The following is a 22,383-nucleotide window of genomic DNA, read 5'->3' as shown; positions in this document are numbered from 1 at the left end:
TCGCGTGAACCCCCGTACGAGAAAGCAGAGATCCGTGTCCGCAGTCTCCTCCCGCCTCCCGGTCTTTCCCTGGGACAGGCTCGCGCCCTACAAGTCGACGGCCGAGAGCCACCCGGACGGCATCGTGGACCTGTCCGTCGGCACGCCCGTCGACCCGGTGCCCGAGCTGATCCAGCAGGCGCTCGTCGCCGCCGCGGACAGCCCCGGCTATCCGACGGTGTGGGGGACGGCCGCACTGCGTGACGCCCTCACCGGCTGGGTGGAGCGCCGCCTGGGCGCGGTCTCGGTGACCCACGAGAACGTGCTGCCCGTCGTCGGTTCCAAGGAGCTGGTGGCCTGGCTGCCGACCCAGCTGGGCCTCGGCGCCGGTGACAGGGTCGCCTACCCGCGGCTCGCCTACCCGACGTACGAGGTCGGTGCCCGGCTCTGCGGCGCCGAGCCCGTCGCGTACGACGACCCGACCGAGCTGGACCCGGCAGGCCTCAAGCTGCTCTGGCTCAACTCGCCGTCCAACCCGACCGGCAAGGTGCTCTCCCAGGACGAGCTGACCCGGATCGTCGCCTGGGCGCGCGAGCACGACGTGCTGGTCTTCAGTGACGAGTGCTATCTGGAGCTGGGCTGGGAGGCCGAACCGGTCTCCGTGCTCCACCCGGACGTCTGCGGCGGTACGTACGAGGGCATCGTCGCCGTCCACTCCCTCTCCAAGCGCTCCAACCTCGCCGGCTACCGCGCCGCCTTCATCGCGGGCGACGCGGCCGTGCTGGGCGAGCTGCTGCTGATCCGCAAGCACGGCGGCATGATGACGCCCGCCCCCGTCCAGGCGGCGACCGTCGCGGCGCTCGGCGACGACCGCCACGTGGCCGAGCAGCGCACGCGGTACGCGGACCGGCGCGCGGCCCTGCGTACGGCCCTGGAGGCCCACGGCTTCCGGATCGAGCACAGCGAGGCGAGCCTCTACCTGTGGGCGACCCGCGACGAGCCCTGCTGGGACACCGTGGCGTACCTGGCGGAGCTGGGCATCCTGGTGGCCCCCGGGGACTTCTACGGGCCGGCGGGCGACCACTTCGTGCGGGTGGCGTTCACCGCCACCGACGAACGCGTGGCGGCCGCGGTCAAGCGACTGGGCTGAGCCCGGAGCAGGACGGACGCGAGGGCCTCGGGAGTGCGCACTCCCGAGGCCCTCGCGTCTGTACGGGCGTGGTGCGGATCAGCCGATCGGCAGGCCCTGGGTGGGCAGTCCCTGCGTCGGCAGGCCGCCCTTGGTCACGGCACCGGTCGCGTCGCCCAGGGTGTCGCTCGCGCCGCCCTGGGCGGTCTTGCTGACGCCCTTTGCCGCGGGTGCGGCCTTGGCGCCTGCCTCGCCGAGCGTCTTGGCCGCCACCGGCAGTGTGGTCCCGACGACCTTGCCGCCGGCCTTGCCCGCGGTGTCGGTGACCGGCTGGGCCGCGTCGACGGCCTGGCCGAGTCCGGCGCCCTCGACAGTCGTGAGACCGCCGAGCTCCGGGGCCTGCGGGAGCTCCGCGGCACTCGCGGCACCGGCCGCACCGACCACGGGGGCCGCACCCGCCGCGATCAGCAGCGCGGTGCGGGCGATCCGACGGGTCAGGGGGAGGGACATGATGCTCCTTCGACGGGGTGGGAAATCCTGGTGTCCGTGGGCCGGACGCCATGACAACCGCCGTGGGGGAGGGAGAGGTTGCGGTGAACCAGGGTAAAGATCGGGTAATGCGTCACATAATCCGCAACGGGGGAACCCGGGCAAACAATGCATTCCGCGACCACCCGACGAACCGTCACTCCCCTTTGACCACAAGGGGATACGTGCGTACGGAGCGCGGTGCGCAGGAGCCTGTGCGGAGACTGCCGGGGGAAGATGCGGACCCCCTGTGCGGGTGATGGTTCGTACTACTGCACAAGGCCTATCCGGACGGCGCTGGTGCCCGATTCCTTGCGCTCCGTCCGCCAGCCCGAACCGGACTCCCACTTCTTGCCGGCGTACGCGACCTCGTCGATGCCGAGCGCCTCGGACTGTGCGACCGCCCAGTGCGCGAGCTCCCAGCCGCGCTGCCCGGTGCCCCCCTTGCCGGACCTGAGAGCCGTATCCGCCGGGACCGAGAGCACGCCCGTGGTCGAGCCCGCGGGCGGGGTCGCTGTGTCAGGCGCGTCCGCAGCCTTCTCGGCAGGCAGCACGTCCTTGCCGAAGGAGCGCACCAGCGCGGCCCGGACCTTCGCCGTCCCGCCCGTCCCGGCCGTGCTCCGCGGCGGCTCGCAGTTCAGGGCCGCCGGCGTCCGTCCGGTCAGCGCGGCGGCCAGCAGCGCGGCGTCCGGCTCGTGCTTCGCGTACGCCTGCGGGAAGCCGCTGCGCTGGACGCGCTGTGCGGCGACGGTGAGGGGCAGCCGCGAGTAGCCGGGCACCTCGGCCAGGTGCTGGTAGAACTTCCCGGCCGAGTAGACCGGGTCCAGGATCTGCTTCTCGGTGCCCCAGCCCTGCGAGGGGCGTTGCTGGAAGAGGCCCAGCGAGTCCCGGTCGCCGTGCTCGATGTTGCGCAGCCCGGACTCCTGCAGTGCCGTCGCCAGCGCGATCGTCACCGCGCGCTCCGGCATGCCGCGCGTGGTGCCGACCGCGGAGATCGTCGCGGCGTTCGCCGCCTGCTCCGAACTCATCCGATAGGTGCGCCCCTCGCCCGCCGAACCGTCGGCCGACTCCACGGTGCACTGGTCGGATCCCTTGCCGCCCGTCACGTACTGAACGGTCAGATAACCGGCCACCGCCACGAGCACGGCAAAGGCCGCCACGATACGCAGACGGCGGCTGCGGGCGGTGTGTCGGCGGGCGGGGGCAACGGTCCGGGGCACGGGGCCACCGTACGCGAGGTACTAGGGTCGTAGCCATGGCCGAAAGCACGCTTGACCTCACACTGGACGGGCCCGCCCTCACCGCGTGGCTCGTCGACTTCCCCTCGGTCAGCGGGGAGGAGAAGGACCTCGCCGATGCCATCGAGACGGCGCTGCGGACCCTTCCGCACCTGACCGTCGACCGGCACGGCAACAACGTCGTGGCCAGGACGAACCTGGGCCGCGGCGAACGCGTCGTACTGGCCGGTCACATCGACACCGTGCCGATCGCCGACAACGTGCCCTCCAGGCTCGACGCGGACGGCCTGCTGTGGGGCTGCGGGAGCTCCGACATGAAGTCGGGCGTCGCCGTCCAGCTGCGGATCGCCGCGACCGTGCCCGAGCCCAACCGCGACCTGACCTTCGTCTTCTACGACAACGAAGAGGTCGCCGCCGACCTCAACGGCCTCGGCCACATCGCCGACGCCCACCCCGACTGGCTGACGGCCGACTTCGCCGTCCTCCTGGAGGGCTCCAACGGCGAGGTCGAGGGCGGCTGCCAGGGCACGCTGCGCGTCTTCCTGCGCATGGAGGGCGAGCGGGCGCACTCCGCCCGCAGCTGGATGGGGTCCAACGCCATCCACGCCGCCGCCCCGATCCTCACCCGGCTCGCCGCCTACGAACCGCGCAAGCCGGTGATCGACGGGCTGGAGTACCACGAGGGTCTCAACGCCGTACGGATCGAGGGCGGGGTCGCCAACAACGTCATCCCCGACGCCTGCACGGTCGTCGTGAACTACCGCTACGCCCCCGACCTGAGCGCCGAGCAGGCCATCGCCCACGTGCACGAGGTCTTCGCCGACTGCGGCGTCGCCGAGTTCATCGTCGACGACCACTCCGGGGCGGCCATGCCCGGCCTCTCCCACCCGGCGGCCAAGGCCTTCATGGACGCCGTCGGAGGCACGGCTAGGCCCAAGTTCGGCTGGACGGACGTGGCGCGCTTCGGCGGCCTCGGCGTCCCCGCGGTGAACTACGGACCCGGCGACCCGATCCTCGCGCACAAGCGCAACGAGCACGTACGGACCGACCGGATCACCCACTGCGAGGACCGGCTCCGCTCCTGGCTCACGATCTGACCTCGGGCGTTCCCCTGTCCGTAACCTCCGGGGATCTACGCTGGCCTGAGACAGGGCGCCGCAGGGCGGCTCTGACGTCGGCGTAGGGAGCAGATCATGGGCAACCCGGAGGACGTAAGGATTCCTGAGGGCGCGGTCAGGCCCGAGGAGCAGCGGCTCGGCCCGGTGCTGCGCCGCAGGGACCAGGTGCAGCCCGGCACGACCGATCAGCGGCTGCTGGACTCCGAGGGCGACTCCGAGTGGGTGCACACCGACCCGTGGCGGGTCATGCGCATCCAGTCGGAGTTCGTCGAGGGCTTCGGCGCACTCGCCGAACTGCCGAGCGCCATCAGCGTCTTCGGCTCCGCCCGCACGCCGGTCGGTACGCCGGAGTACGAGGCGGGTGTACGGATCGGCCGGGCGCTCGTCGAGGCGGGCTTCGCGGTGATCACCGGGGGCGGCCCCGGAGCGATGGAAGCGGCGAACAAGGGAGCGCGGGAGGCCAAGGGCGTCTCGGTCGGCCTCGGCATCGAGCTGCCCTTCGAGTCGGGCCTCAATCCGCACGTCGACATCGGCGTCAATTTCCGCTACTTCTTTGTCCGGAAAACGATGTTTGTGAAGTATGCGCAGGGTTTCGTCGTGCTGCCCGGCGGCCTCGGCACCCTGGACGAGCTCTTCGAGGCCCTCACCCTCGTCCAGACGGGCAAGGTCACCCGCTTCCCGATCGTGCTGTTCGGTACGGAGTACTGGGGCGGCCTGGTGGACTGGCTGCGCGACACGGTGGTGGCCCAGGGCAAGGCGTCCGCGAAGGACCTGCTGCTGTTCCACGTCACGGACGACGTGGACGAGGCGGTGAACCTGGTGACGAAGGAGGTCGGGCGCTGAATCCCGGCCTTCCTTTCAGCCCCTCCGGCGTTTGAGGAGCGGGGTCCGGGGCGGAGCCCCGGTTGCGGGAAGGGGCGGGCAGGGGAACAGGCCCGCCGCAGGCGCCGCCCCGCCCGCCCCGCCGGGCTACGCCAACCCCCGCCGCGCGACCGCCGGCGCCCGGTGCCCGGCGATGGACGCCACCATGTCCAGGACGTCCCTCGTCTCCGCCACCTCGTGGACCCGGTACACCCGCGCCCCCAGCCACGCGGACACCGCGGTCGTGGCCAGCGTGCCCAGCAGCCGCTCCTTCACCGGCCGGTCGAGCGTCTCGCCGACGAAGTCCTTGTTGGAGAGCGAGACCAGCACCGGCCACCCCGTCTCCGCCATCTCGCCGAGCCGGCGCGTCGCCTCCAGCGAGTGCCGGGTGTTCTTCCCGAAGTCGTGACCCGGGTCGATCATGATCCCGTCCGGCCGGACTCCGAGCTCCACGGCCCGCTCGGCCAGCCCCACGGTCACCCGCAGGATGTCGGCCATCACGTCCTCGTACCCGGCCCGGTGCGGCCGGGTACGAGGCTCGGCGCCGCCCGCGTGCGTGCAGACAAGACCAGCCCCGTACCGCGCGGCGACCTCCGCCAGCTTCGGGTCGACCCCGCCCCACGCGTCGTTCAGCAGATCCGCGCCCGCCTCGCAGACGGCCTCGCCGACGTCGTGGCGCCAGGTGTCGACGCTGATCACCACGTCCGGGTGGCGGCGGCGCACCTCGGCGACGAAACCGACGGTGCGACGGGCCTCCTCCTCGGCGGTGACCTCCTCGCCAGGGCCCGCCTTCACGCCGCCGATGTCGATGATCGCGGCACCGTCGGCCACGGCCTGCTCGACCCGGGAGAGCGCGGGCTCGTCGTGGAAGGTGGCGCCCTGGTCGTAGAAGGAGTCCGGGGTGCGGTTCACGATCGCCATGATCACCGGCTCGTGCGCACCGAACTCGCGCCGACCCAGCCTGAGCGCACCGCTTCGCATCCCGTGTCTCTCCCTGTGAATCCCCCGGCAGAATGCCTGCCGGGACCGACTGCGACCCTAACTGTCAGCACCTCATGGCACGATCGGACCCGGACGAATTCCGCTCCCGGGGAGATACGCGTGTTCTGGTTCTTGCTGCTCGCGATGGTGGTGGTGGTTGCCGCGGTCACCCTCGCGGTGGTCGGCGGAGGGAAGAGTGCCATCCTGCAGGATGTGGCGCCCGAGCAGCTGACGGATCCGCTGCCCGCGACGCGCCCGGTCGGCCGGGCGGATGTCGAGGCGCTCCGGCTGCCCGTCGCCGCCCGCGGCTACCGGATGGCCGATGTCGACGACGCGCTGGGCCGTCTCGGCGCCGAGCTGGCCGAGCGGGACGCGCGGATCGCCGAGCTGGAGTCGGCGCTCGCCGGTGCCCAGGCCACCAGAGCCGGCCGTCCCGATCTTCTGAAGCAGCCCGAGGACGCCCCACGGTCGCCCTGGGAGGCGCCGGAGCCGCAGGGCGAGGTCCCGCGCCCGGACGAGGAGACCGGACGATGAGCGGCGGCGCCGAAGCGGCGGCGGACGGCGGACTGCGCTGTCCCTGGGGCCTGTCCACCGAGGACTACCTCGTCTACCACGACACCGAATGGGGCCGCCCGGTCCACGGCGACGACGCCCTCTTCGAGCGGCTGTGCCTGGAGGCGTTCCAGTCCGGGCTGTCGTGGCTGACGATCCTGCGTCGCCGGGAGGGCTTTCGCGGCGCGTTCGCCGGGTTCAGCATCCCGAAGGTGGCGGCGTTCACCGACACGGACCGGGAGCGGCTCCTCGCCGACGCGGGCATCATCCGCAACCGGGCGAAGATCGACGCCACCCTCGCCAACGCCCAGGTGCTGGCCGGCTGGCAGGACGGCGAGCTGGACGAGCTGATCTGGTCGTACGCCCCCGAGTCGGCGAGCCGCCCCGTGCCGCGCGTCCTCGGGGACGTGGCGGCCGTCACCGCGGAGTCCACGGCACTGGCGAAGGACCTCAAGAAGCGCGGGCTGCGGTTCATCGGCCCGACCACGGCCTACGCCCTGATGCAGGCGTGCGGCCTGGTCGACGACCATCTCGCGGACTGCGTGGCCCGCGGCGGCGGTACCGCGGCGTAAGGGCTACCGCCCGACGTATTTCGGGTTCTTCTCCTTGTCGAGGAACGCCTGCACCGCGATCGCGTGGTCCTGCGACGCGCCCGCCAGGGTCTGGAGTTCGTCCTCCTTCTCCAGCGCCTCGCTCAGGGTGTGACCGGCCCCGTAGGCCAGCGACTCCTTGAGCGCGGCGTACGCCACCGTCGGGCCGTCCGCCAGGACGCGGGCCACCGCGGTGGCCTCGGCGACGAGGTCGGCGGCGGGCACCAGCCTGTTCACGATGCCCAGGTCATGGGCGTCCTGCGCGGAGATGGAGCGCGGGAAGAGCAGCAGATCGGCGGCGCGGCTGTGGCCGATCAGCCGGGGCAGTGTCCAGGAGACGCCCGAGTCCGCCGTGAGAGCGACCCCGGCGAACGAGGTGTTGAACGAGGCGGTGTCGGCGGCGACCCGGTAGTCGCAGGCGAGTGCGAAACCGAAGCCCGCACCTGCCGCGGCGCCGTTGACCCCGGCGACGACCGGCTTCGGCATCTCGGTGAGCGCCCGCACGATCGGGTTGTAGTGCTCCTGCACCGTGCTGAGGGCGTTGCCGCTGCCCGACGCGCGGACCTCGGACAGCTTGGAGAGGTGCTCCTTGAGGTCCTGGCCGACACAGAAGGCGCGCCCGCCGGCCGCGGTGAGCAGAACCGCCCGCACGGCGGTGTCGGCGCCGGCCGACTGCAGGGCGTCACGCAACGCCACCTTGGCCGAGGTGTTCATCGCGTTCATCGCGTCGGGGCGGTTGATCGTGATCGTCGCGAGTCCGTCGCTCACTTCGTAGAGCACGGTGTCGTCGTGATCGGCCATGTGCGGTCCCCTTTGCGCCTTGTCCAACATGCCTGTCCAGGCAAGCATGGCGGACTTCGGCGGAGGCGAACATGTGACCTGCGTCTAACAATTCCGCCCCGATGCAGGGCGGAAGGGGACGGAGTATCGCAGTCGGATCGCCGAATTGGGTGGTTTTGAGCGAGCGCGTTGCGCAAGCGATGCAGAGCGATGTTGGTCATCGGGGTCTGTGATGCGGGATAATGGCCTGGAAGCAATGTGTTCGATGCCGGTGAGGCAGCGCCTGTCATGGGGCCGCCGGTTGCGATGAGCTGGTTTCAGGAAGGGGAACGAGCATGGCGGCCATGAAGCCGCGGACGGGCGACGGCCCGCTCGAGGTGACAAAGGAGGGGCGGGGCATCGTCATGCGCGTTCCGCTCGAAGGCGGCGGTCGGCTTGTCGTGGAGCTGACTCCGGACGAGGCCGATGCGCTCGGCGATGCCCTCAAGAAGGTCGTCGGCTAACAGAGGCGCCCACACTTCGCCACTGCCCCGGCACGGTTTCCGTGCCGGGGCAGTGGTGTGTCCATGGGCATGACGCGCCGTGCCGGGCGCCCGCCGGGCAGGGGGCAGCCCTCAGCCGCGTCGTACCGCGCAGAGGAGGCCGTCGCCCACCGGCAGCAGCGTCGCCAGCAGCTCCTGGCTCTCGCGGACCGCGCGCAGCAGCTCGCGCAGGCGCAGCACCTCCGCGGGCTGGGCGGCGGAGTCGACCGTACGGCCGTCCGCGAAAACACCCTCGAAGCAGACCAGACCGCCAGGTCGCAGCAGGCGCAACGATTCAGCGAGGCAGTCCAGGCTCTCCAGCCGGTCGCCGTCACAGAACACGAGGTCGTATCCGCCGTCCGCCAGCCGGGGGAGTACGTCGAGGGCGCGGCCGGGGATGAAGCGGGCCCGATTGGCGGCGAAGCCCGCCGCGCGGAACGCCTCGCGGGCGAACTGCTGGCGTTCGGGTTCCGGGTCGACCGTGGTCAGCACTCCGTCGGGCCGCATGCCCTGCAGCAGATAGAGGCCGGACACGCCCGTGCCGGTGCCGATCTCGGCCACCGCCTTGGCGTCCGTCGTGGCAGCAAGCAGGCGCAGCGCGGAGCCGGTGCCTGGCGACACCGAGCGGAGCCCCGCGTCCCGTGCCCGGTCCCGGGCCCAGCGCAGTGCTTCGTCCTCGGCGACAAAGGCGTCGGCGAACGCCCAGCTCGTCTGCCGGTTGGCGGTGATGACCCTCTCCTGTCCCCGTAGTTGGCGCAACGGTGACTGTATCCGCTGCACCCGGGAACCCGCAGATGGGACCGGGCGTTAGAGAAGCGCAGGGGAAAGCACGTGGATCGGGCCCGCAGACCGGGCCCCGGACCGGCGGGCGGGCGGTTCCCGGGGGAGACCCCCGGCCCCAGCAGGAAAAAGGCTTATCCGGAGCTAACGGGCGAGGTGGCTATGGTAGGGACTCCACTGGACACCACCAGAGCCGACAGGGGAGGTGCGGCTGCGCCTGTGGATCGGGGAGGAGTGCTGTGGCGCTTTCTCAGGTCGGCGGGTGAGCCGAAATCCGTGACCAACATTGCTGACCGTTCTTCCAACGACTCCGCACCGACCGCGACCTTCGCCTCAGATGCGGACTCCCAGGCGTGGACGCCGCCCTCATGGGAAGAGATCGTCAGCACGCACAGCGGTCGTGTCTACCGCCTTGCCTACCGACTGACGGGTAACCAGCACGACGCCGAGGACCTCACTCAGGAGGTCTTCGTCCGGGTGTTCCGTTCGCTGTCGACGTACACGCCCGGCACCTTCGAGGGCTGGCTGCACCGGATCACGACCAATCTGTTCCTGGACATGGTCCGCCGCAAGCAGCGCATCCGCTTCGACTCCCTCGGGGACGACGCCGCCGAGCGGCTGCCGAGCCGTGAGCCGTCGCCGCAGCAGGTCTTCAACGACACCCACTTCGACGCGGACGTCCAGCAGGCGCTGGACACCCTTGCGCCCGAATTCCGGGCCGCGGTCGTGCTCTGTGACATCGAGGGACTTTCGTACGAGGAGATCGCCGCGACACTCGGCGTGAAGCTCGGCACCGTGCGCAGCCGTATCCACCGCGGGCGCTCGCACCTGCGCAAGGCGCTGCAGCACCGATCGCCCGAGGCTCGCGCCGAGCAGCGCTCGCTGGCGGGAGCCCTCGTTTCCGGGGAGGGCGGAACGGCGTGAGCGGCACAGGTCCGACCCCCGCGGAACAGCACCTGGGGGACCGTCTTGCCGCGCTTGTCGACGGCGAGCTGAAGCACGACGTCCGCGACCGGGTGCTCGCGCACCTCGCGACCTGTACCAAGTGCAAGGCCGAGGCTGCCGCTCAGCGGCGTCTGAAGAGTGTCTTCGCGCAGTCGGCCCCGCCCTCGCCCTCCGAGGGCTTCCTTGCCCGGCTCCAGGGCCTTCCCGGCGGACCCGGTGGTGACGACGACGGTCGGGGAAGACCGTCGGGTGACTCAGGGCGCTTCGGTGACGGGGTCTTTCCTGTGATGCAGCCCTCGGGCCGTCGTGACCAAGGGTCCTCGGCCGGTTCCCCGCCGGCCACTTTCGGCTACCTGCCGACTCTGCACGGTTCGACCGCGGTGCTGCCTGCCGGCCCGGCCGGTTCCGTCTTCCGGATCCATGAGGTCGGCCGCGAGGGCGAGCGCTCACCGTGGCGCGGCCGCCGGTTCGCCTTCGCAGCCGCCAGCGCCGTTTCGCTGGCCGCCATCGCACTCGGCGGCGCCCTGCCGACGGACTCCGGCATCGAGACCCCCGCGCGGGCCGAGGGCCCGGGCAATACCGTGGCCCCGCTCGACGCCGACGCCCGTGCGGCGAGCGGCACCGTCAGCCGGCGCGGAGGCGGCAGCCATGGCACGCTCGCCGCGGCCGGAGCCGACCGCCCGTTCTCGCTCGCGGTGAACGCCGCGCCGCTGACGTTCTCCTCGGCGCCGCCCCTCCTCGGCACCGGCGGTCTCAACGGGTCCCCGTTCGCCCTTCCCGTCCAGTCCACCGTGTCCGCGCCCTCGCTGATACGTCCTGACGCAAGCAATCCCTTGTTCGCCCGGGCCCTCGGCAGCGGACTCACCCCGGCCGAACCCGTCGTGCCCTCCGCGGAGCCGTCCCGGACCCCCACATCGGCCGCCGGAGCACCGGCCCCCGCCGATCATGGCCTGCCGCTTTCACCCCGCCGCTGATGAAGGTCTGTGTACGGGCCTGCGCAGGGCATCCGTAAACCTGGTTGAATTCCGGCAGGATTTCCGGAGGGACGCCCCTGGCGGGGTGTGCAGAGGCCGGTTTACGGCAGTTGCGGGGAGAGCATGGACGACGGGAAGACCACCGAGCCGAAGGCGAAGTGGTGGAGCCGGCCCACGCCGGGACGCGGCACGCGCACGGCGCCTCAGGAGCCGTCGCCCGTCGAGGACGCGATGCCCCCGGCAGTTGCGCCGGCAGGTGCCCCGGCAGATGTTCCGGCTGTGAGCGAGGCACCTCAGGCCGTGCCGCACGAGGCCGCGACAACCGGGACCCCGGCGCCCGAGGCCGCGGCACCCGCGCCGCAGGCCGCGCAGCCGCTCCACGAGCCCGACCAGTACAGCACCCCGCCCTACGGTGGCCCCGGCCCCTGGGCGCCCGCACCGCCCGTGCAGCGGCCGACCCCGGCGCACGGCACCCCCGTCCCCCCGGCCTACGCGGGGACGAACGGCTCCGGCATGACGGTCCCGCCCGCCCCTGCGCCCGCGTTCCAGGCCCCGCCCCAGCTGCCGCCGCACCCACAGGTCCCGGGTCAGGCCGCCCACCCCCAGGCCGCTCATCCTCAGCCGCACCCCCAGCCACATCCCCAGCCCCCGTCGCCGCAGTGGCTCCAGTACGACCCCTGGGGCGCGCCCCGGCAGCCGCTCATCACCCGGCCCGGCCCCCCGCTCGGCCCCGACGGCCGCCGGAAGAACCGACGCGGGCCGGTCCTCGTCGGCGCACTGCTCCTCGCTCTGGTGGCGGGCGGCATCGGCGGCGGCATCGGCGCCTACATAGAGCGCAACGGCGGCTTCACCCAGGTCCAACTGGACCAGGACGAGCGGAACGGCGGCGGACGCGCCCCCGACAGCGTCGCGGGCATAGCGGCGAGCGCCCTGCCCAGCGTGGTCACCCTGCACGTCAGCGGCAGCACCGAATCGGGCACCGGCACCGGCTTCGTCCTCGACGACCAGGGCCACATCCTGACCAACAACCACGTGGTCGCCCCGGCCGGTTCCTCCGGCGAGATCACCGTGACCTTCAGCGGCGGCGAGACGGCGAGCGCCGAGATCATCGGCAAGGACAGCGGCTACGACCTGGCCGTGGTCAAGGTCAGCGGCGTCTCGGGCCTGAAGCCCCTGCCCCTGGGCAACTCCGACAACGTGCAGGTCGGGGACCCGGTGGTGGCCATCGGCGCACCCTTCGACCTGTCCAACACCGTCACCTCCGGCATCATCAGCGCCAAGGACCGGCCGATCACCGCGGGCGGGGAGAAGGGCGACGGCAGCGACATCAGCTACGTCGACGCGCTCCAGACCGACGCCCCGATCAACCCGGGCAACTCCGGCGGCCCGCTGGTGGACACCGACGCGCACGTGATCGGGATCAACAGCGCCATCCGCGCCGCGGACAGCGGTTCGACCACGGAGGGCGGCCAGGCCGGTTCCATCGGTCTCGGCTTCGCCATCCCGATCAACCAGGGCAAGCGCGTCGCCGAGGAGCTCATCAACACCGGGAAGGCCACCCACCCGGTGATCGGTGTGAGCCTCGACATGAAGTACACGGGGGACGGCGCCAAGGTCGGGGCCAAGGGCGCCGACGGCAAGTCCTCCGTCTCCGAGGGAGGTCCCGGGGCCGAGGCGGGCATCCAGCCCGGTGACGTCATCACCGAAGTGAACGGCAAGCGGGTGCACAGCGGCGAGGAGCTGATAGTGAAGATCCGCTCGCACCGGCCGGGCGACCGGCTGAAGCTCACGCTGACCCGCGGTGGTAAAGACCTGTCCATGACTTTGACGCTCGGCTCGGCAACAGGCACATGACGGCCATGAGGAGCTACCGCCCGGACAGTTTCGCCGGGTACCGTGGGCCGAGTCCGGACCTCATCCGACCTGGTCGCGGAGAACACGAGGAGCCGCAAGGTGTTCAATGACATAGGACCACTCGAGCTGGTGGCGCTCGCCATCATCGGCGTGCTCGTCTTCGGCCCGGACAAGCTCCCCAAGGTCATCCAGGACGCTTCGCGCTTCATCCGCAAGATCCGGGAGTTCTCGGAGAGCGCCAAGGAAGACATCCGTACGGAGCTCGGCCCGGAGTTCAAGGACTTCGAGTTCGAGGACCTGAACCCCAAGACGTTCGTCCGTAAGCAGCTCATGGACGGCAACGACGATCTGGGGCTGAAGGAGATCCGGGAAAGCTTCGACCTGCGCAAGGAGGTCGCCGAGGTCACCGACGCGGTGAACGGGCGCGAGACCCCTGCCGTCGAGGCGAAGAGCGGCGTGTCGGGCGCTGCCGCGGTCACCGCGGCGAACGGCTCGCCGGGCGCTCCCGACCTGCTCAAGAAGCGTGAGCAGCCCACGAAGACGGATCACCCGCCGTTCGACGCAGACGCCACCTGACCCCCGTCAATCCCGACTCGTCCGGACGGTATGGCTATTCTCCATCTGTCCGGTTGTGAGTACGCCCGTGGGGGGTGGGCCGCTCCGGACCTTGACGATCGAGGAGGCGGCCGGGCAGATGGAGACAACGAGTCGGGTGGGCGCGGATGGTGCGCCGGACACAGCCACGGCGGAGGGGGTGCCGGCGGCCCGGCTCACGGTCGACGGCTATCTGCAGGCGCCGTTCCCCTGGTACGGACTGGACGAGGCCTTCACCGGGCCCCGTTGGCTGATGCAGGTGGGCACCGCGGCGGACGGCACGGTGCAGCACGGTTCCACCGGTCACGGTGACGAACCGTCGGTACGGGGCGGCGACTCCGGTGCGGACAAGCAGCGGTTCGCGGTCGTCGTGACCGTGGCCAGCAGCCCGGTGCGGCGCAGCGGTGACGGTACGGGGGTCCTGGACGCGACCACGGTCTCCTCCGCGGCCTGGCTGGCCGGCTCAGGTCTGCTCGCCTACACCTGGCCCCCGCAGATGGACCACACCCTGCGCGACGACTGGCTGGACCAGCAGACGGAGACGGCGTTCGAACTCGCCGACGACCTGGACGGCCCCGCGTGGTCGGCGCTGTCCCTGCCGGTCGACGGTGTGCCGGTGCCCTTCCACTACCGCGAGTCCGAGTTCGGCTGGGTGCTGGCAGGGTCGGCGCACGGCGTGCACATCGGGGCGTACGGGCGGGGGATGAGCGCGTACGGGCTCGGGTTCTCGGTCGTCGGGGACATCGCGTCGTACGACGCCTAGGCCCTCTCGCCGCAACGGGCTCACGAACAAAGCGAAAGGTGCCGGGACCCTCGGGTCCCGGCACCTTCGCGCGTCGCGCCCGCGGTCAGAACTTGTTGCGCGGGGTGATGCCCAGGGACATGCCGGACAGGCCGCGCTGACGGCCGCCCAGCTTGTCCGCGATGGAGCGCAGGGCCTTGCCGGCCGGGGAGTCGGGGTCGGACAGGACGACGGGCCTGCCCTCGTCGCCGCCCTCGCGCAGCCGTACGTCGATCGGGATGGAGCCGAGCACCGGCACCTCGGCGCCGACGGTCTTCGTCAGCCCCTCGGCGACCCGTGCGCCACCGCCGGAGCCGAACACGTCGACCATCTCGTCGCAGTGCGGGCACGGCATGCCCGACATGTTCTCGACGACGCCGACGATCTTCTGGTGGGTCTGCACGGCGATCGAACCGGCCCGCTCGGCCACCTCGGCCGCGGCCTGCTGCGGGGTCGTGACGACGAGGATCTCCGCGTTCGGCACCAGCTGGGCCACGGAGATCGCGATGTCACCGGTGCCCGGCGGCAGGTCGAGCAGCAGGACGTCCAGGTCGCCCCAGTACACATCGGCGAGGAACTGCTGAAGCGCGCGGTGCAGCATCGGTCCGCGCCACACCACCGGGGCGTTGCCCGGGGTGAACATGCCGATGGAGATGACCTTCACGCCGTGTGCCGACGGCGGCATGATCATGTTCTCGACCTGGGTGGGCTTGCCGTCCGCGCCGAGCATCCGGGGCACGCTGTGCCCGTAGATGTCCGCGTCCACGACACCGACCTTGAGCCCGTCGGCCGCCATCGCCGCCGCGAGGTTCACCGTCACCGAGGACTTGCCGACGCCGCCCTTGCCGGAGGCGACCGCGTACACCCGGGTCAGCGAGCCGGGCTTGGCGAAGGGCACCTCGCGCTCCGCCGTGCCGCCGCGCAGCGAGGTCGCGAGCTCCTTGCGCTGCTCGTCGCTCATCACGTCGAGCGTGACCTCGACCCGGGACACCCCTTCGACGAGGGCCACCGCTTCCGTCACGTTCTTGGTGATCGTCTCGCGCATCGGGCAGCCGGAGACGGTGAGGTACACCGTGACAGCGACCACACCGTCAGGATCGATTTCGACCGATTTCACCATGCCGAGCTCGGTGATCGGGCGGTGGATCTCCGGGTCGTTCACTGTCGCCAGTGCCTCAAGCACCGCGTCTTCCGTAGCCATACCGACGATGTTACGGCGCTTGGTCCTACGCGCGGGTAGCCCTGTCAGCGGTCTTCGTCACTCTCGGCGGGCTGCAGTGCCCGGCGCTCGTCCAGGTGCTTCACCAGGTCCTCCAGTTCGGAGCGGATCCAGTCGCGCGTGGCGACCTCCCCGAGACCCATCCGCAACGCGGCGATCTCCCTGGTCAGGTACTCGGTGTCGGCGATGGAGCGCTCGTTCTGCTTGCGGTCCTGCTCGTGGGTGACCCGGTCGCGGTCGTCCTGCCGGTTCTGTGCGAGGAGGATCAGCGGGGCCGCGTACGAGGCCTGGAGCGAGAGCATCAGGGTCAGAAAGATGAACGGGTACTCGTCGAACCGCAGCGGCTCGGGCGCGAAGATGTTCCAGACCACCCACAGGATGATGATCAGCGTCATCCAGACGATGAACCGCCCGGTGCCCAGGAAACGCGCGATGCGCTCCGAGAACCGGCCGAACGCCTCGGGGTCGTACTCCGGCAGCAGTCGGCGGCGCGGGTCCTTGGGCTGGTCGAGCCGGGCCCTGGGGGTGCGCGTCAGAGCCGTCGAGCCGTTCGACGCCCTGGAGCGGTCCTCACCGGTCACCGAGCACCCCCTCACGGCCGTGGAAGTCGGTCTCCCGCCAGTCGTCCGGCAGCAGGTGGTCCAGGACGTCGTCGACCGTCACCGCGCCCAGCAGCGAGCCGCTCTCGTCCACCACGGGCACCGAGACCATGTTGTACGCCGCCAGATAGCTGGTCACCACCGACAGCGGGGTCTGGGGTGTCAGCGCCACGAGATCGCTGTCGACGATCGAGCTGACCAGGGTGAACGGCGGGTCCCGCAGCAGCCGCTGGAAGTGCACCGTGCCCAGGTACTTGCCCGTCGGCGTCTCGTCCGGCGACCGGCACACGTACACCTGTGCGGCGAGCGCCGGGGACAGGTCCGACTGGCGGACCCGGGCGAGCGCGTCGGCCACCGTCGCGTCCGGGCGCAGGATGATCGGCTCGGTGGTCATCAGACCGCCCGCCGTCCGCTCCTCGTACGACATCAGGCGCCGCACGTCGGCCGCGTCGTCCGGACGCATCAGCGTCAGCAGCCGCTCCTTGTCCGCCTCGGGCAGCTCGGAGAGCAGGTCGGCCGCGTCATCGGGGTCCATGGCCTCCAGGACGTCCGCGGCGCGCTCCTCCTTGAGCTTGCCGATGATCTCCACCTGGTCGTCCTCGGGGAGCTCCTCCAGTACGTCGGCCAGCCGGTCGTCGTCCAGCGCGGCGGCGACCTCCGCCCGCCGCTTCGGCGTGAGGTGGTGCAGCGCGTTGGCCACATCGGTGGGGCGCAGCTTCTCGAACGTGGCGACCAGTGACTCCGCGCCCTGCCCCTCCTCCTCCAGCGAGAAGCCGCTGACGGCCGACCACTCGACGGTCAGGGTCTCGCCCTTGCGGCGCAGCGCACCGCCCCGGCCCTTGCGGACGAAGTACCTGTCGATCTCCCAGTCGCGGCGGGCCGGCAGCTGCTGGATGGCCACGTCCAGGACGGTGACCTCCTCGCCGGTCTCCACCAGGCTGACCCGCCGGTCGAGGAACTCGCCGAGCACCAGACGTTCGGTGGGCCGCTGTTCGAAGCGCCGCATGTTGACCACACCGGTGGTGATGACCTGCCCCGACTCGATGCCCGTCACCCGGGTCATCGGGAGGAAGATCCGGCGTCGGCTCACCACCTCGACGACGATGCCCAGCAGCCTGGGCGGCCGGCCGCCGACCCGGAGCATCGCGACCAGGTCGCGGACGCGTCCCACCTGGTCACCGTTGGGGTCGAAGACCGGTACGCCGGACAGGTGCGAGACGAAGACGCGGGGCGTGCCTGGTGCCATGCCTGCGCCTCCTCGTCCACCGCCGGGCTTTCGCGTCCGGTCTGTTCCGACAGTTCTTGCACCCTTATGACGTGATCAGGCTAGCCCGTACCGCTCCGTGCCGCCCCGGCGAACCGTCCGTACGGCTCTCTGCCGGAAGACGTAGGAAGCACGGGTACGCTGCCGTCTGCCACCCCCGCCATGCAGCTGAGAGGCAGTGCGCCTGTGACCTCTTTCGTCCCGTCCGTCCGGGCCCGCCGCCGGACCGCCACCCTCGCCCTCGTGCTCTGCGCCGGGCTGACCGCGGCCCTGACCGCGTGCGCGGGTGAGGATCCGGACAAGGGGACCAACGGCGTCGGCAGACTGACCGGGCCGGAGATCGAGAAGAAGGCGCAGACGGCGGCGGACTCCGCCGACGCGGTCCGGCTGGCCGGCACGCTGGTGAGCAAGGGCGGCACCTACAAGATCGACATGCAGCTCAAGAACAAGGGCGGTGCGGGCTCGGTCACCTCGAAGAACAGCACCTTCGAACTGCTGCGGATCGGTGACGAGCTCTACCTCAAGGCCGACGCCGGCTTCTGGAACCACGACGACGCGAAGAAGCCGGACGACGGTGACGAGGGTGGGGCGAGCGACGCGGGAGGCGCCGCCGCCGACAAACTCGACGACAAGTACGTGAAGGTCCCCGAGGACGACCCCACGTACAAGCAGCTGCGCGGCTTCACGGACAAGAAGGTGCTGCTCGACGGGCTGCTCACGCTGCACGGCGAGGTCGGCAAGGGCGACCGCGACAAGGTCGGCGGTGTGCGCACCATCCGGATCCTGGGCGGCGAGGGCGAGGGCGGCGCCCTGGACGTGTCCCTGGAGGGCACCCCGTACCCGCTGAGCTTCGCCCGCGGCGGTGGCGGCGGCGTCATCACACTCGCCGACTGGGGCAAGGACTTCGCGCTGGCGGCCCCGGCCGCGGACGAGACGGTCGACTACGGGAAGCAGCTGCCGAAGTCGACCTCGTAGCGCCTACGACTTGCGCAGGGACCGCTTCAGCAGCCGCGGCAGCCCGGCCGGCACCGGCAGCCGCGTGGTCGCGGTGGTGGGCAGCGGGGCCGCCGCTCCCGAGGTGTCGGGCAGTTCCGTACGGGAGTCGAGCGGCGTCAGTGTGACGATCCGGCACTCGCGCGCCCACCGCTCGGGCATCTGCTCGGCGTCCGGTGAGTTGAGCCGCTTGCCCTTGAGCTCGGCGACCGCGGCCTCCCACTCCTCGGAGTGCGGTGCGAGCTGCGCCACCGAGGCCGACCAGGCGACGAGACGGCCGCCCTTGTCCTTGCTGCGCACGGTCACCTCCGCGGTGGCACCGTCGGTGAGACCGGCCGGGAGCGGCTGCTCGCCGGGGCCGTCCCCGACGAGATGCGCCGCACCCTCGTGCCATACGTGCCACAGCGCCCGCGCGGGACCGGTGCCGCGCACCCAGATGAGGCCCGACTTCTTGGTGGCCTCCTCGACGAGGGCCGGTCCGAGCAGCGTGTCAGCAGCAGTCATGGGGCAGAGCTTAGACGCCCCTTGGTGTACGGGTCAGAGCCAGCCGTTGCGCTTCAGCATCCGGTGGATGGAGAAGCAGACCACGCCGATGAAGCCCATCACCATCGGGTAGCCGTACGTCCAGCGCAGCTCCGGCATGTGCTTGAAGTTCATGCCGTAGACGCCGCAGATCATCGTCGGTACGGCGACGATGGCCGCCCAGGACGTGATCTTGCGCATGTCCTCGTTCTGCGCCACGGTCGCCTGCGCCAGGTTGGCCTGGAGGATCGAGTTCAGCAGTTCGTCGAAGCCGATGACCTCTTCCTGCACCCGGACCAGGTGGTCGGCCACGTCCCGGAAGTACTTCTGGATGTCCGGGTCGATCAAACGCATCGGCCGCTCGCTGAGCAGCTGCATCGGGCGCAGCAGGGGCGAGACGGCCCGCTTGAACTCCAGCACCTCGCGCTTGAGCTGGTAGATCCGGCCCGCGTCCGAACCGCGCGGACTGCCCTTGTCCGGCGTGGAGAAGACCTCGATCTCCACCTCGTCGATGTCGTCCTGCACCGCGGACGCCACCGCGATGTACCCGTCGACGACATGGTCGGCGATGGAGTGCAGCACCGCGGACGGGCCCTTGGCGAGGAGCTCGGGGTCGTCCTGCAGCCGGTGGCGCAGCGCGCGCAGCGAGCCGTGGCCGCCGTGCCGGACGGTGATGACGAAGTCCCGGCCGGTGAAGCACATCACTTCGCCGGTCTCCACGACCTCGCTGGTCGCGGTCAGCTCGGCGTGCTCGACGTAGTGGATCGTCTTGAAGACGGTGAACAGCGTGTCGTCGTAGCGCTCCAGCTTGGGCCGCTGGTGGGCGTGGACGGCGTCCTCGACGGCGAGCGGGTGAAGGCCGAACTCCCGGGCGATGCCCGCGAACTCCTCCTCGGTCGGCTCGTGGAGGCCGATCCAGGCGAAGCCGCCGTTCTCCCGTACGCGGAGCATCGCCTCGTGCGGCGTACGGCAGGTGCCCTCCACCTCGGCGATACGGCGGCCGTCGCGGTAGACCGCGCAGTCGACGACCGCGCTGGAGGCTGACGGGTCACGCGTGGTGTCGTAGCTGTTGTGCAGGGGGTTGGTCTTGCGCAGGGACGGGCGCACCACAGCGCGCAGGTCGCGGATCATCGACATGGCTGGCTCCTTCACGGAGGGCCGCCGGCGCAGGCGTGGAACAGCCCGGAATGGGGACGTGGGCTCACGTCCGCAAAGCGGGCGGCACCGCGGAGGCACGACGACGGCGTTCGCTACAGACAGGCAAAAAGGGAGTGCTCTTCCGTCGTGCGAAATGCCAGGGGCCTTGACCGAGAAGGCGTCAGATCACAGAAGAAAGGTGTCGAGCGGAAGAGCGGTTGGTACTGCACGGTCGACTTGGATCCACCGCAGCCCCACCTCCTCCGGTCGGTCCCCCGTAGGGGATGACGTTTCGTCGGGACTTGAGAGCGACGCTTCTGCGTGCTGTCCCGACCGGCACCCCAGGCTAGCAGCCGGTACAGGGCCAATCCCTTACTTTGCCCGTTCCATACGCGTCCTATGCTCGCGACATGGCAGAAATTCTTGCTCCGGTCGAGGCACGTCTGCGGACGGCCCTGGGCGAACCGGACGCACGCGCAGCAGTGACGTTTCTCGGGACGGACCGGATCGAGGTACTCCGATTCATCGACGGCGACGTGGTGAGGTACGCCACCCTCGGCATGTCCGCCCAGCCGATGGCCGATCCGACCGCCACGCTCGCCGACCCGGTCAAGGGTCCGCGCGCCGAACTGGTCCTCTCGGTACGGGTCGGCCTGGCCGACACCGACCAGGTGCTGCGCAAGCTCGCGGTGCTGGCGGCCTCGCCCCAGGTGGAGGGGGTGATCGTGGCCCCCGGCGCCTCCCTGGACGTGGGTGAACCGCTGTGGCCCGGGGCGCCGTTCAGCTCGGTGCTGGTCGCCGAGTCCGGGGGGCTTGTGGAGGATCTGGAGCTGGAGGAGCCGATGGAGCCCGTGCGGTTCCTGCCGTTGCTGCCGATGACACACAACGAGGCGGCCTGGAAGCGGGTCCGGGGCGCGCAGGAGCTGCAGGAGCGGTGGCTTTCGCAGGGGACGGACCTGCGTGATCCGCTGCGGGCTTCGGTGGCGCTGGACTGATGGGGGCCGGCTTGCGGTCATGCGGAAGCCCCGCCGCGCGGCCGGGAGCCGTGGGCGGGGCGGGGGCGGCAGGCGTCAGTTGGCGAAGACCGTGACGCCGTCCTCGGTGGCGTGCTTCGGCTCCAGCTCCGCCGCCTCGTGCGACAGGGCCGAGCGCCGGACCCAGATGACGAGCGCACCGACGACCGCGGCGGCGGCGGCCACCACGAACGGGATGTGGATGTTGCTCCACTCCTCGATCTTCGGGGCCAGGTAGGGCGCGGCGGCGGCCGCGAACCACCGGACGAAGTTGTAGCCCGCGCTGGCCACCGGGCGCGGCGCGTCCGAGACCCCGAGCGCCAGTTCCGTGTAGACGGTGTTGTTCATGCCGATGAAGGCGCCGGAGGCGATGGTGCAGACGACCGCCGTCGTGTGGTTGCCGTATCCGAGAATCACCAGGTCCGCGGCGAGCAGCACCAGCGAGCCGCCGACCACCTTGAGCGAACCGAAGCGCTTCTGCAGCCGCGGTGCGACGAGCACCGAGAAGACCGCCAGCAGCAGACCCCAGGCGAAGAAGACGGCGCCGGACTTGTACGGGGTCATGTTCAGCACGAACGGCGTGAACGCCAGGATCGTGAAGAACGCGTAGTTGTAGAAGAACGCGGAGGTCGCGACCGAGGCGAGCCCGCCGTGGCCGAGCGCCTTGAGCGGGTCGAGCAGGGAGGTCTTGCGGGCCGGCCTGGGCTGCTCCTTCAGGAACGCCGTGATGCAGACGAAGCCGATCGCCATCAGTGCGGCGGTGCCGAAGAACGGGTAGCGCCAGCTGGCGTCACCGAGCAGCGCCCCGAGCAGCGGCCCGCAGGCCATGCCGAGGCCGAGCGCGGACTCGTACAACAGGATCGCCGCCGAGCTGCCGCCCGCGGCCGCACCGACGATCACGGCGAGTGCGGTCGATACGAAGAGCGCGTTGCCCAGTCCCCAGCCGGCCCGGAATCCGACGAGCTCCGCGACGGAGGAAGAGGTGCCGGAGAGTGCGGCGAAGACCACGACGAGCGCGAGACCGGCCAGCAGCGTCTTGCGTCCCCCGATGCGGCTGGAGACGAAGCCGGTGACGAGCATCGCGACAGCCGTGATCAGGAAGTACGAGGTGAACAGCAGGGACACCTGACTCGGCGTCGCCTCCAGTCCCTTCGCGATGGACGGGAGAATCGGGTCCACCAGGCCGATTCCCATGAACGCGACGACAGAAGCGCCCGCTGTGGCCCAGACGGCCTTCGGCTGGCGCAGGATGCTCGCCGTTCCCTGTTCGAACGGATCCTCTCCCTGCATGGGACTACTCGCTCTCCACTAGATCGGTGTGTTGTGCACAGAATAAGTTAGACCGTCTAATAAATGCAAACTACATCTAAATATGCAGGTGGGAGCCACGCTGCGGAAGGGTGATCGTCCTTGACGCGGCGACGGCCGGGG

At 70.8% G+C, this 22,383-nt stretch carries 24 protein-coding genes; 13 read left to right on the top strand and 11 right to left on the bottom strand.

Annotated elements, in window-relative coordinates:
* Positions 1-34: 34 nt before the first annotated feature.
* Positions 35-1,129, top strand: a complete 1,095-nt coding sequence (gene dapC, locus OG912_RS09710) for a succinyldiaminopimelate transaminase (RefSeq protein WP_327708998.1) — start codon at positions 35-37, stop codon at positions 1,127-1,129.
* 78 nt (positions 1,130-1,207) lie between these two features.
* On the opposite strand, the gene OG912_RS09705 is transcribed toward dapC, so the two are convergent.
* Both OG912_RS09705 and OG912_RS09700 read right to left on the bottom strand, forming a co-directional pair.
* Entirely contained in the window at positions 1,208-1,618 is a 411-nt protein-coding gene (locus OG912_RS09705; protein ID WP_327708997.1) for an ATP-binding protein, read from the bottom strand.
* Positions 1,619-1,905: 287 nt separating this feature from the next.
* On the bottom strand, positions 1,906-2,856 hold the full coding sequence (locus tag OG912_RS09700; protein ID WP_327708996.1) for a hypothetical protein: 951 nt from the start codon (positions 2,854-2,856) through the stop codon (positions 1,906-1,908).
* Positions 2,857-2,891: 35 nt separating this feature from the next.
* Between OG912_RS09700 and dapE the strand changes: the two genes are divergently transcribed.
* Both dapE and OG912_RS09690 read left to right on the top strand, forming a co-directional pair.
* Positions 2,892-3,971: a succinyl-diaminopimelate desuccinylase gene (gene dapE, locus OG912_RS09695; RefSeq protein WP_327708995.1), complete on the top strand. Its 1,080-nt coding sequence runs from the start codon at positions 2,892-2,894 to the stop codon at positions 3,969-3,971.
* A 96-nt stretch (positions 3,972-4,067) separates the two neighbouring features.
* Positions 4,068-4,835: a TIGR00730 family Rossman fold protein gene (locus tag OG912_RS09690; RefSeq protein WP_326738559.1), complete on the top strand. Its 768-nt coding sequence runs from the start codon at positions 4,068-4,070 to the stop codon at positions 4,833-4,835.
* A 126-nt stretch (positions 4,836-4,961) separates the two neighbouring features.
* On the opposite strand, the gene folP is transcribed toward OG912_RS09690, so the two are convergent.
* Positions 4,962-5,834 carry a dihydropteroate synthase gene (gene folP / locus OG912_RS09685; RefSeq protein WP_327708994.1) on the bottom strand — a complete coding sequence of 291 codons (873 nt, stop codon included), beginning with the start codon at positions 5,832-5,834 and terminating at the stop codon, positions 4,962-4,964.
* A gap of 120 nt (positions 5,835-5,954) precedes the next feature.
* Here folP and OG912_RS09680 point away from each other — a divergent pair, with 120 nt between their 5' ends.
* Entirely contained in the window at positions 5,955-6,368 is a 414-nt protein-coding gene (locus OG912_RS09680; RefSeq protein ID WP_327708993.1) for a hypothetical protein, read from the top strand.
* Positions 6,365-6,958 (top strand): DNA-3-methyladenine glycosylase I, encoded by a 594-nt coding sequence (locus tag OG912_RS09675; protein WP_327708992.1) that lies wholly within the window; start codon positions 6,365-6,367, stop codon positions 6,956-6,958. The genes OG912_RS09680 and OG912_RS09675 overlap by 4 nt, the downstream gene beginning before the upstream one ends.
* A gap of 3 nt (positions 6,959-6,961) precedes the next feature.
* Here OG912_RS09675 and OG912_RS09670 read toward each other — a convergent pair whose 3' ends face one another.
* On the bottom strand, positions 6,962-7,777 hold the full coding sequence (locus OG912_RS09670; RefSeq protein ID WP_327708991.1) for an enoyl-CoA hydratase/isomerase family protein: 816 nt from the start codon (positions 7,775-7,777) through the stop codon (positions 6,962-6,964).
* A 314-nt stretch (positions 7,778-8,091) separates the two neighbouring features.
* Here OG912_RS09670 and OG912_RS09665 point away from each other — a divergent pair, with 314 nt between their 5' ends.
* Positions 8,092-8,259, top strand: a complete 168-nt coding sequence (locus OG912_RS09665) for a DUF3117 domain-containing protein (RefSeq protein ID WP_003966491.1) — start codon at positions 8,092-8,094, stop codon at positions 8,257-8,259.
* Between the two features lie 111 nt (positions 8,260-8,370).
* On the opposite strand, the gene OG912_RS09660 is transcribed toward OG912_RS09665, so the two are convergent.
* Positions 8,371-9,036 carry an O-methyltransferase gene (locus OG912_RS09660; protein ID WP_327708990.1) on the bottom strand — a complete coding sequence of 222 codons (666 nt, stop codon included), beginning with the start codon at positions 9,034-9,036 and terminating at the stop codon, positions 8,371-8,373.
* Positions 9,037-9,219: 183 nt separating this feature from the next.
* Here OG912_RS09660 and sigE point away from each other — a divergent pair, with 183 nt between their 5' ends.
* From sigE to OG912_RS09635, 5 genes are all read left to right on the top strand, one after another.
* The gene (gene sigE, locus OG912_RS09655; protein ID WP_326738565.1) at positions 9,220-9,981 is read left to right on the top strand and encodes an RNA polymerase sigma factor SigE; all 762 of its coding nucleotides are present in this window, start codon (positions 9,220-9,222) and stop codon (positions 9,979-9,981) included.
* On the top strand, positions 9,978-10,976 hold the full coding sequence (locus OG912_RS09650) for an anti-sigma factor family protein (protein ID WP_327708989.1): 999 nt from the start codon (positions 9,978-9,980) through the stop codon (positions 10,974-10,976). The genes sigE and OG912_RS09650 overlap by 4 nt, the downstream gene beginning before the upstream one ends.
* 123 nt (positions 10,977-11,099) lie before the next feature.
* Positions 11,100-12,830, top strand: coding sequence for a S1C family serine protease (locus OG912_RS09645; protein ID WP_443060962.1), 1,731 nt, complete (start codon positions 11,100-11,102; stop codon positions 12,828-12,830).
* A gap of 99 nt (positions 12,831-12,929) precedes the next feature.
* Entirely contained in the window at positions 12,930-13,406 is a 477-nt protein-coding gene (locus OG912_RS09640) for a sec-independent translocase (protein ID WP_327708987.1), read from the top strand.
* Between the two features lie 118 nt (positions 13,407-13,524).
* Positions 13,525-14,187, top strand: coding sequence for a hypothetical protein (locus OG912_RS09635; RefSeq protein ID WP_327708986.1), 663 nt, complete (start codon positions 13,525-13,527; stop codon positions 14,185-14,187).
* An 85-nt stretch (positions 14,188-14,272) separates the two neighbouring features.
* On the opposite strand, the gene OG912_RS09630 is transcribed toward OG912_RS09635, so the two are convergent.
* The 3 genes from OG912_RS09630 to OG912_RS09620 are packed head-to-tail and all read right to left on the bottom strand — an operon-like array spanning position 14,273 to position 17,269.
* Positions 14,273-15,406, bottom strand: coding sequence for an Mrp/NBP35 family ATP-binding protein (locus OG912_RS09630; protein ID WP_326738570.1), 1,134 nt, complete (start codon positions 15,404-15,406; stop codon positions 14,273-14,275).
* A gap of 44 nt (positions 15,407-15,450) precedes the next feature.
* Positions 15,451-16,005, bottom strand: a complete 555-nt coding sequence (locus OG912_RS09625) for a DUF1003 domain-containing protein (protein WP_326738571.1) — start codon at positions 16,003-16,005, stop codon at positions 15,451-15,453.
* Complete coding sequence (locus OG912_RS09620; RefSeq protein ID WP_327708985.1) at positions 15,995-17,269, bottom strand: magnesium transporter MgtE N-terminal domain-containing protein; 1,275 nt, start codon at positions 17,267-17,269, stop codon at positions 15,995-15,997. The genes OG912_RS09625 and OG912_RS09620 overlap by 11 nt, the downstream gene beginning before the upstream one ends.
* 204 nt (positions 17,270-17,473) lie before the next feature.
* Here OG912_RS09620 and OG912_RS09615 point away from each other — a divergent pair, with 204 nt between their 5' ends.
* Positions 17,474-18,262, top strand: a complete 789-nt coding sequence (locus OG912_RS09615) for a hypothetical protein (protein ID WP_327708984.1) — start codon at positions 17,474-17,476, stop codon at positions 18,260-18,262.
* A 3-nt stretch (positions 18,263-18,265) separates the two neighbouring features.
* On the opposite strand, the gene OG912_RS09610 is transcribed toward OG912_RS09615, so the two are convergent.
* Entirely contained in the window at positions 18,266-18,784 is a 519-nt protein-coding gene (locus OG912_RS09610; protein WP_327708983.1) for a hypothetical protein, read from the bottom strand.
* 33 nt (positions 18,785-18,817) lie between these two features.
* Positions 18,818-19,939, bottom strand: coding sequence for a magnesium and cobalt transport protein CorA (locus tag OG912_RS09605; protein WP_327708982.1), 1,122 nt, complete (start codon positions 19,937-19,939; stop codon positions 18,818-18,820).
* 410 nt (positions 19,940-20,349) lie between these two features.
* Between OG912_RS09605 and OG912_RS09600 the strand changes: the two genes are divergently transcribed.
* Entirely contained in the window at positions 20,350-20,934 is a 585-nt protein-coding gene (locus OG912_RS09600) for a suppressor of fused domain protein (RefSeq protein WP_326738576.1), read from the top strand.
* 75 nt (positions 20,935-21,009) lie between these two features.
* Here the strand turns inward: OG912_RS09600 and OG912_RS09595 are convergent, their stop codons facing one another.
* Positions 21,010-22,242 carry an MFS transporter gene (locus OG912_RS09595; RefSeq protein ID WP_327708981.1) on the bottom strand — a complete coding sequence of 411 codons (1,233 nt, stop codon included), beginning with the start codon at positions 22,240-22,242 and terminating at the stop codon, positions 21,010-21,012.
* Positions 22,243-22,383: the final 141 nt, after the last annotated feature.

Source organism: Streptomyces sp. NBC_00464, from assembly GCF_036013915.1.
Lineage (GTDB): Bacteria > Actinomycetota > Actinomycetes > Streptomycetales > Streptomycetaceae > Streptomyces.
The sequence above is the reverse complement of the archived record's forward strand: the minus strand, read 5'-3'. Positions and strand labels throughout refer to the sequence as shown.

What these genes read in the sequence shown, in the direction of transcription:
- OG912_RS09705 (WP_327708997.1), bottom strand. Translation starts at nt 1,618, where the DNA reads ATGTCCCTCCCCCTGACCCGTCGGATCGCCCGCACCGCGCTGCTGATC.
- dapE (WP_327708995.1), top strand. Translation starts at nt 2,892, where the DNA reads ATGGCCGAAAGCACGCTTGACCTCACACTGGACGGGCCCGCCCTCACC.
- OG912_RS09690 (WP_326738559.1), top strand. Translation starts at nt 4,068, where the DNA reads ATGGGCAACCCGGAGGACGTAAGGATTCCTGAGGGCGCGGTCAGGCCC.
- folP (WP_327708994.1), bottom strand. Translation starts at nt 5,834, where the DNA reads ATGCGAAGCGGTGCGCTCAGGCTGGGTCGGCGCGAGTTCGGTGCGCAC.
- OG912_RS09675 (WP_327708992.1), top strand. Translation starts at nt 6,365, where the DNA reads ATGAGCGGCGGCGCCGAAGCGGCGGCGGACGGCGGACTGCGCTGTCCC.
- OG912_RS09670 (WP_327708991.1), bottom strand. Translation starts at nt 7,777, where the DNA reads ATGGCCGATCACGACGACACCGTGCTCTACGAAGTGAGCGACGGACTC.
- OG912_RS09665 (WP_003966491.1), top strand. Translation starts at nt 8,092, where the DNA reads ATGGCGGCCATGAAGCCGCGGACGGGCGACGGCCCGCTCGAGGTGACA.
- sigE (WP_326738565.1), top strand. Translation starts at nt 9,220, where the DNA reads ATGGTAGGGACTCCACTGGACACCACCAGAGCCGACAGGGGAGGTGCG.
- OG912_RS09645 (WP_443060962.1), top strand. Translation starts at nt 11,100, where the DNA reads ATGGACGACGGGAAGACCACCGAGCCGAAGGCGAAGTGGTGGAGCCGG.
- OG912_RS09635 (WP_327708986.1), top strand. Translation starts at nt 13,525, where the DNA reads ATGGAGACAACGAGTCGGGTGGGCGCGGATGGTGCGCCGGACACAGCC.
- OG912_RS09630 (WP_326738570.1), bottom strand. Translation starts at nt 15,406, where the DNA reads ATGGCTACGGAAGACGCGGTGCTTGAGGCACTGGCGACAGTGAACGAC.
- OG912_RS09620 (WP_327708985.1), bottom strand. Translation starts at nt 17,269, where the DNA reads ATGGCACCAGGCACGCCCCGCGTCTTCGTCTCGCACCTGTCCGGCGTA.
- OG912_RS09610 (WP_327708983.1), bottom strand. Translation starts at nt 18,784, where the DNA reads ATGACTGCTGCTGACACGCTGCTCGGACCGGCCCTCGTCGAGGAGGCC.
- OG912_RS09605 (WP_327708982.1), bottom strand. Translation starts at nt 19,939, where the DNA reads ATGTCGATGATCCGCGACCTGCGCGCTGTGGTGCGCCCGTCCCTGCGC.
- OG912_RS09600 (WP_326738576.1), top strand. Translation starts at nt 20,350, where the DNA reads ATGGCAGAAATTCTTGCTCCGGTCGAGGCACGTCTGCGGACGGCCCTG.
- OG912_RS09595 (WP_327708981.1), bottom strand. Translation starts at nt 22,242, where the DNA reads ATGCAGGGAGAGGATCCGTTCGAACAGGGAACGGCGAGCATCCTGCGC.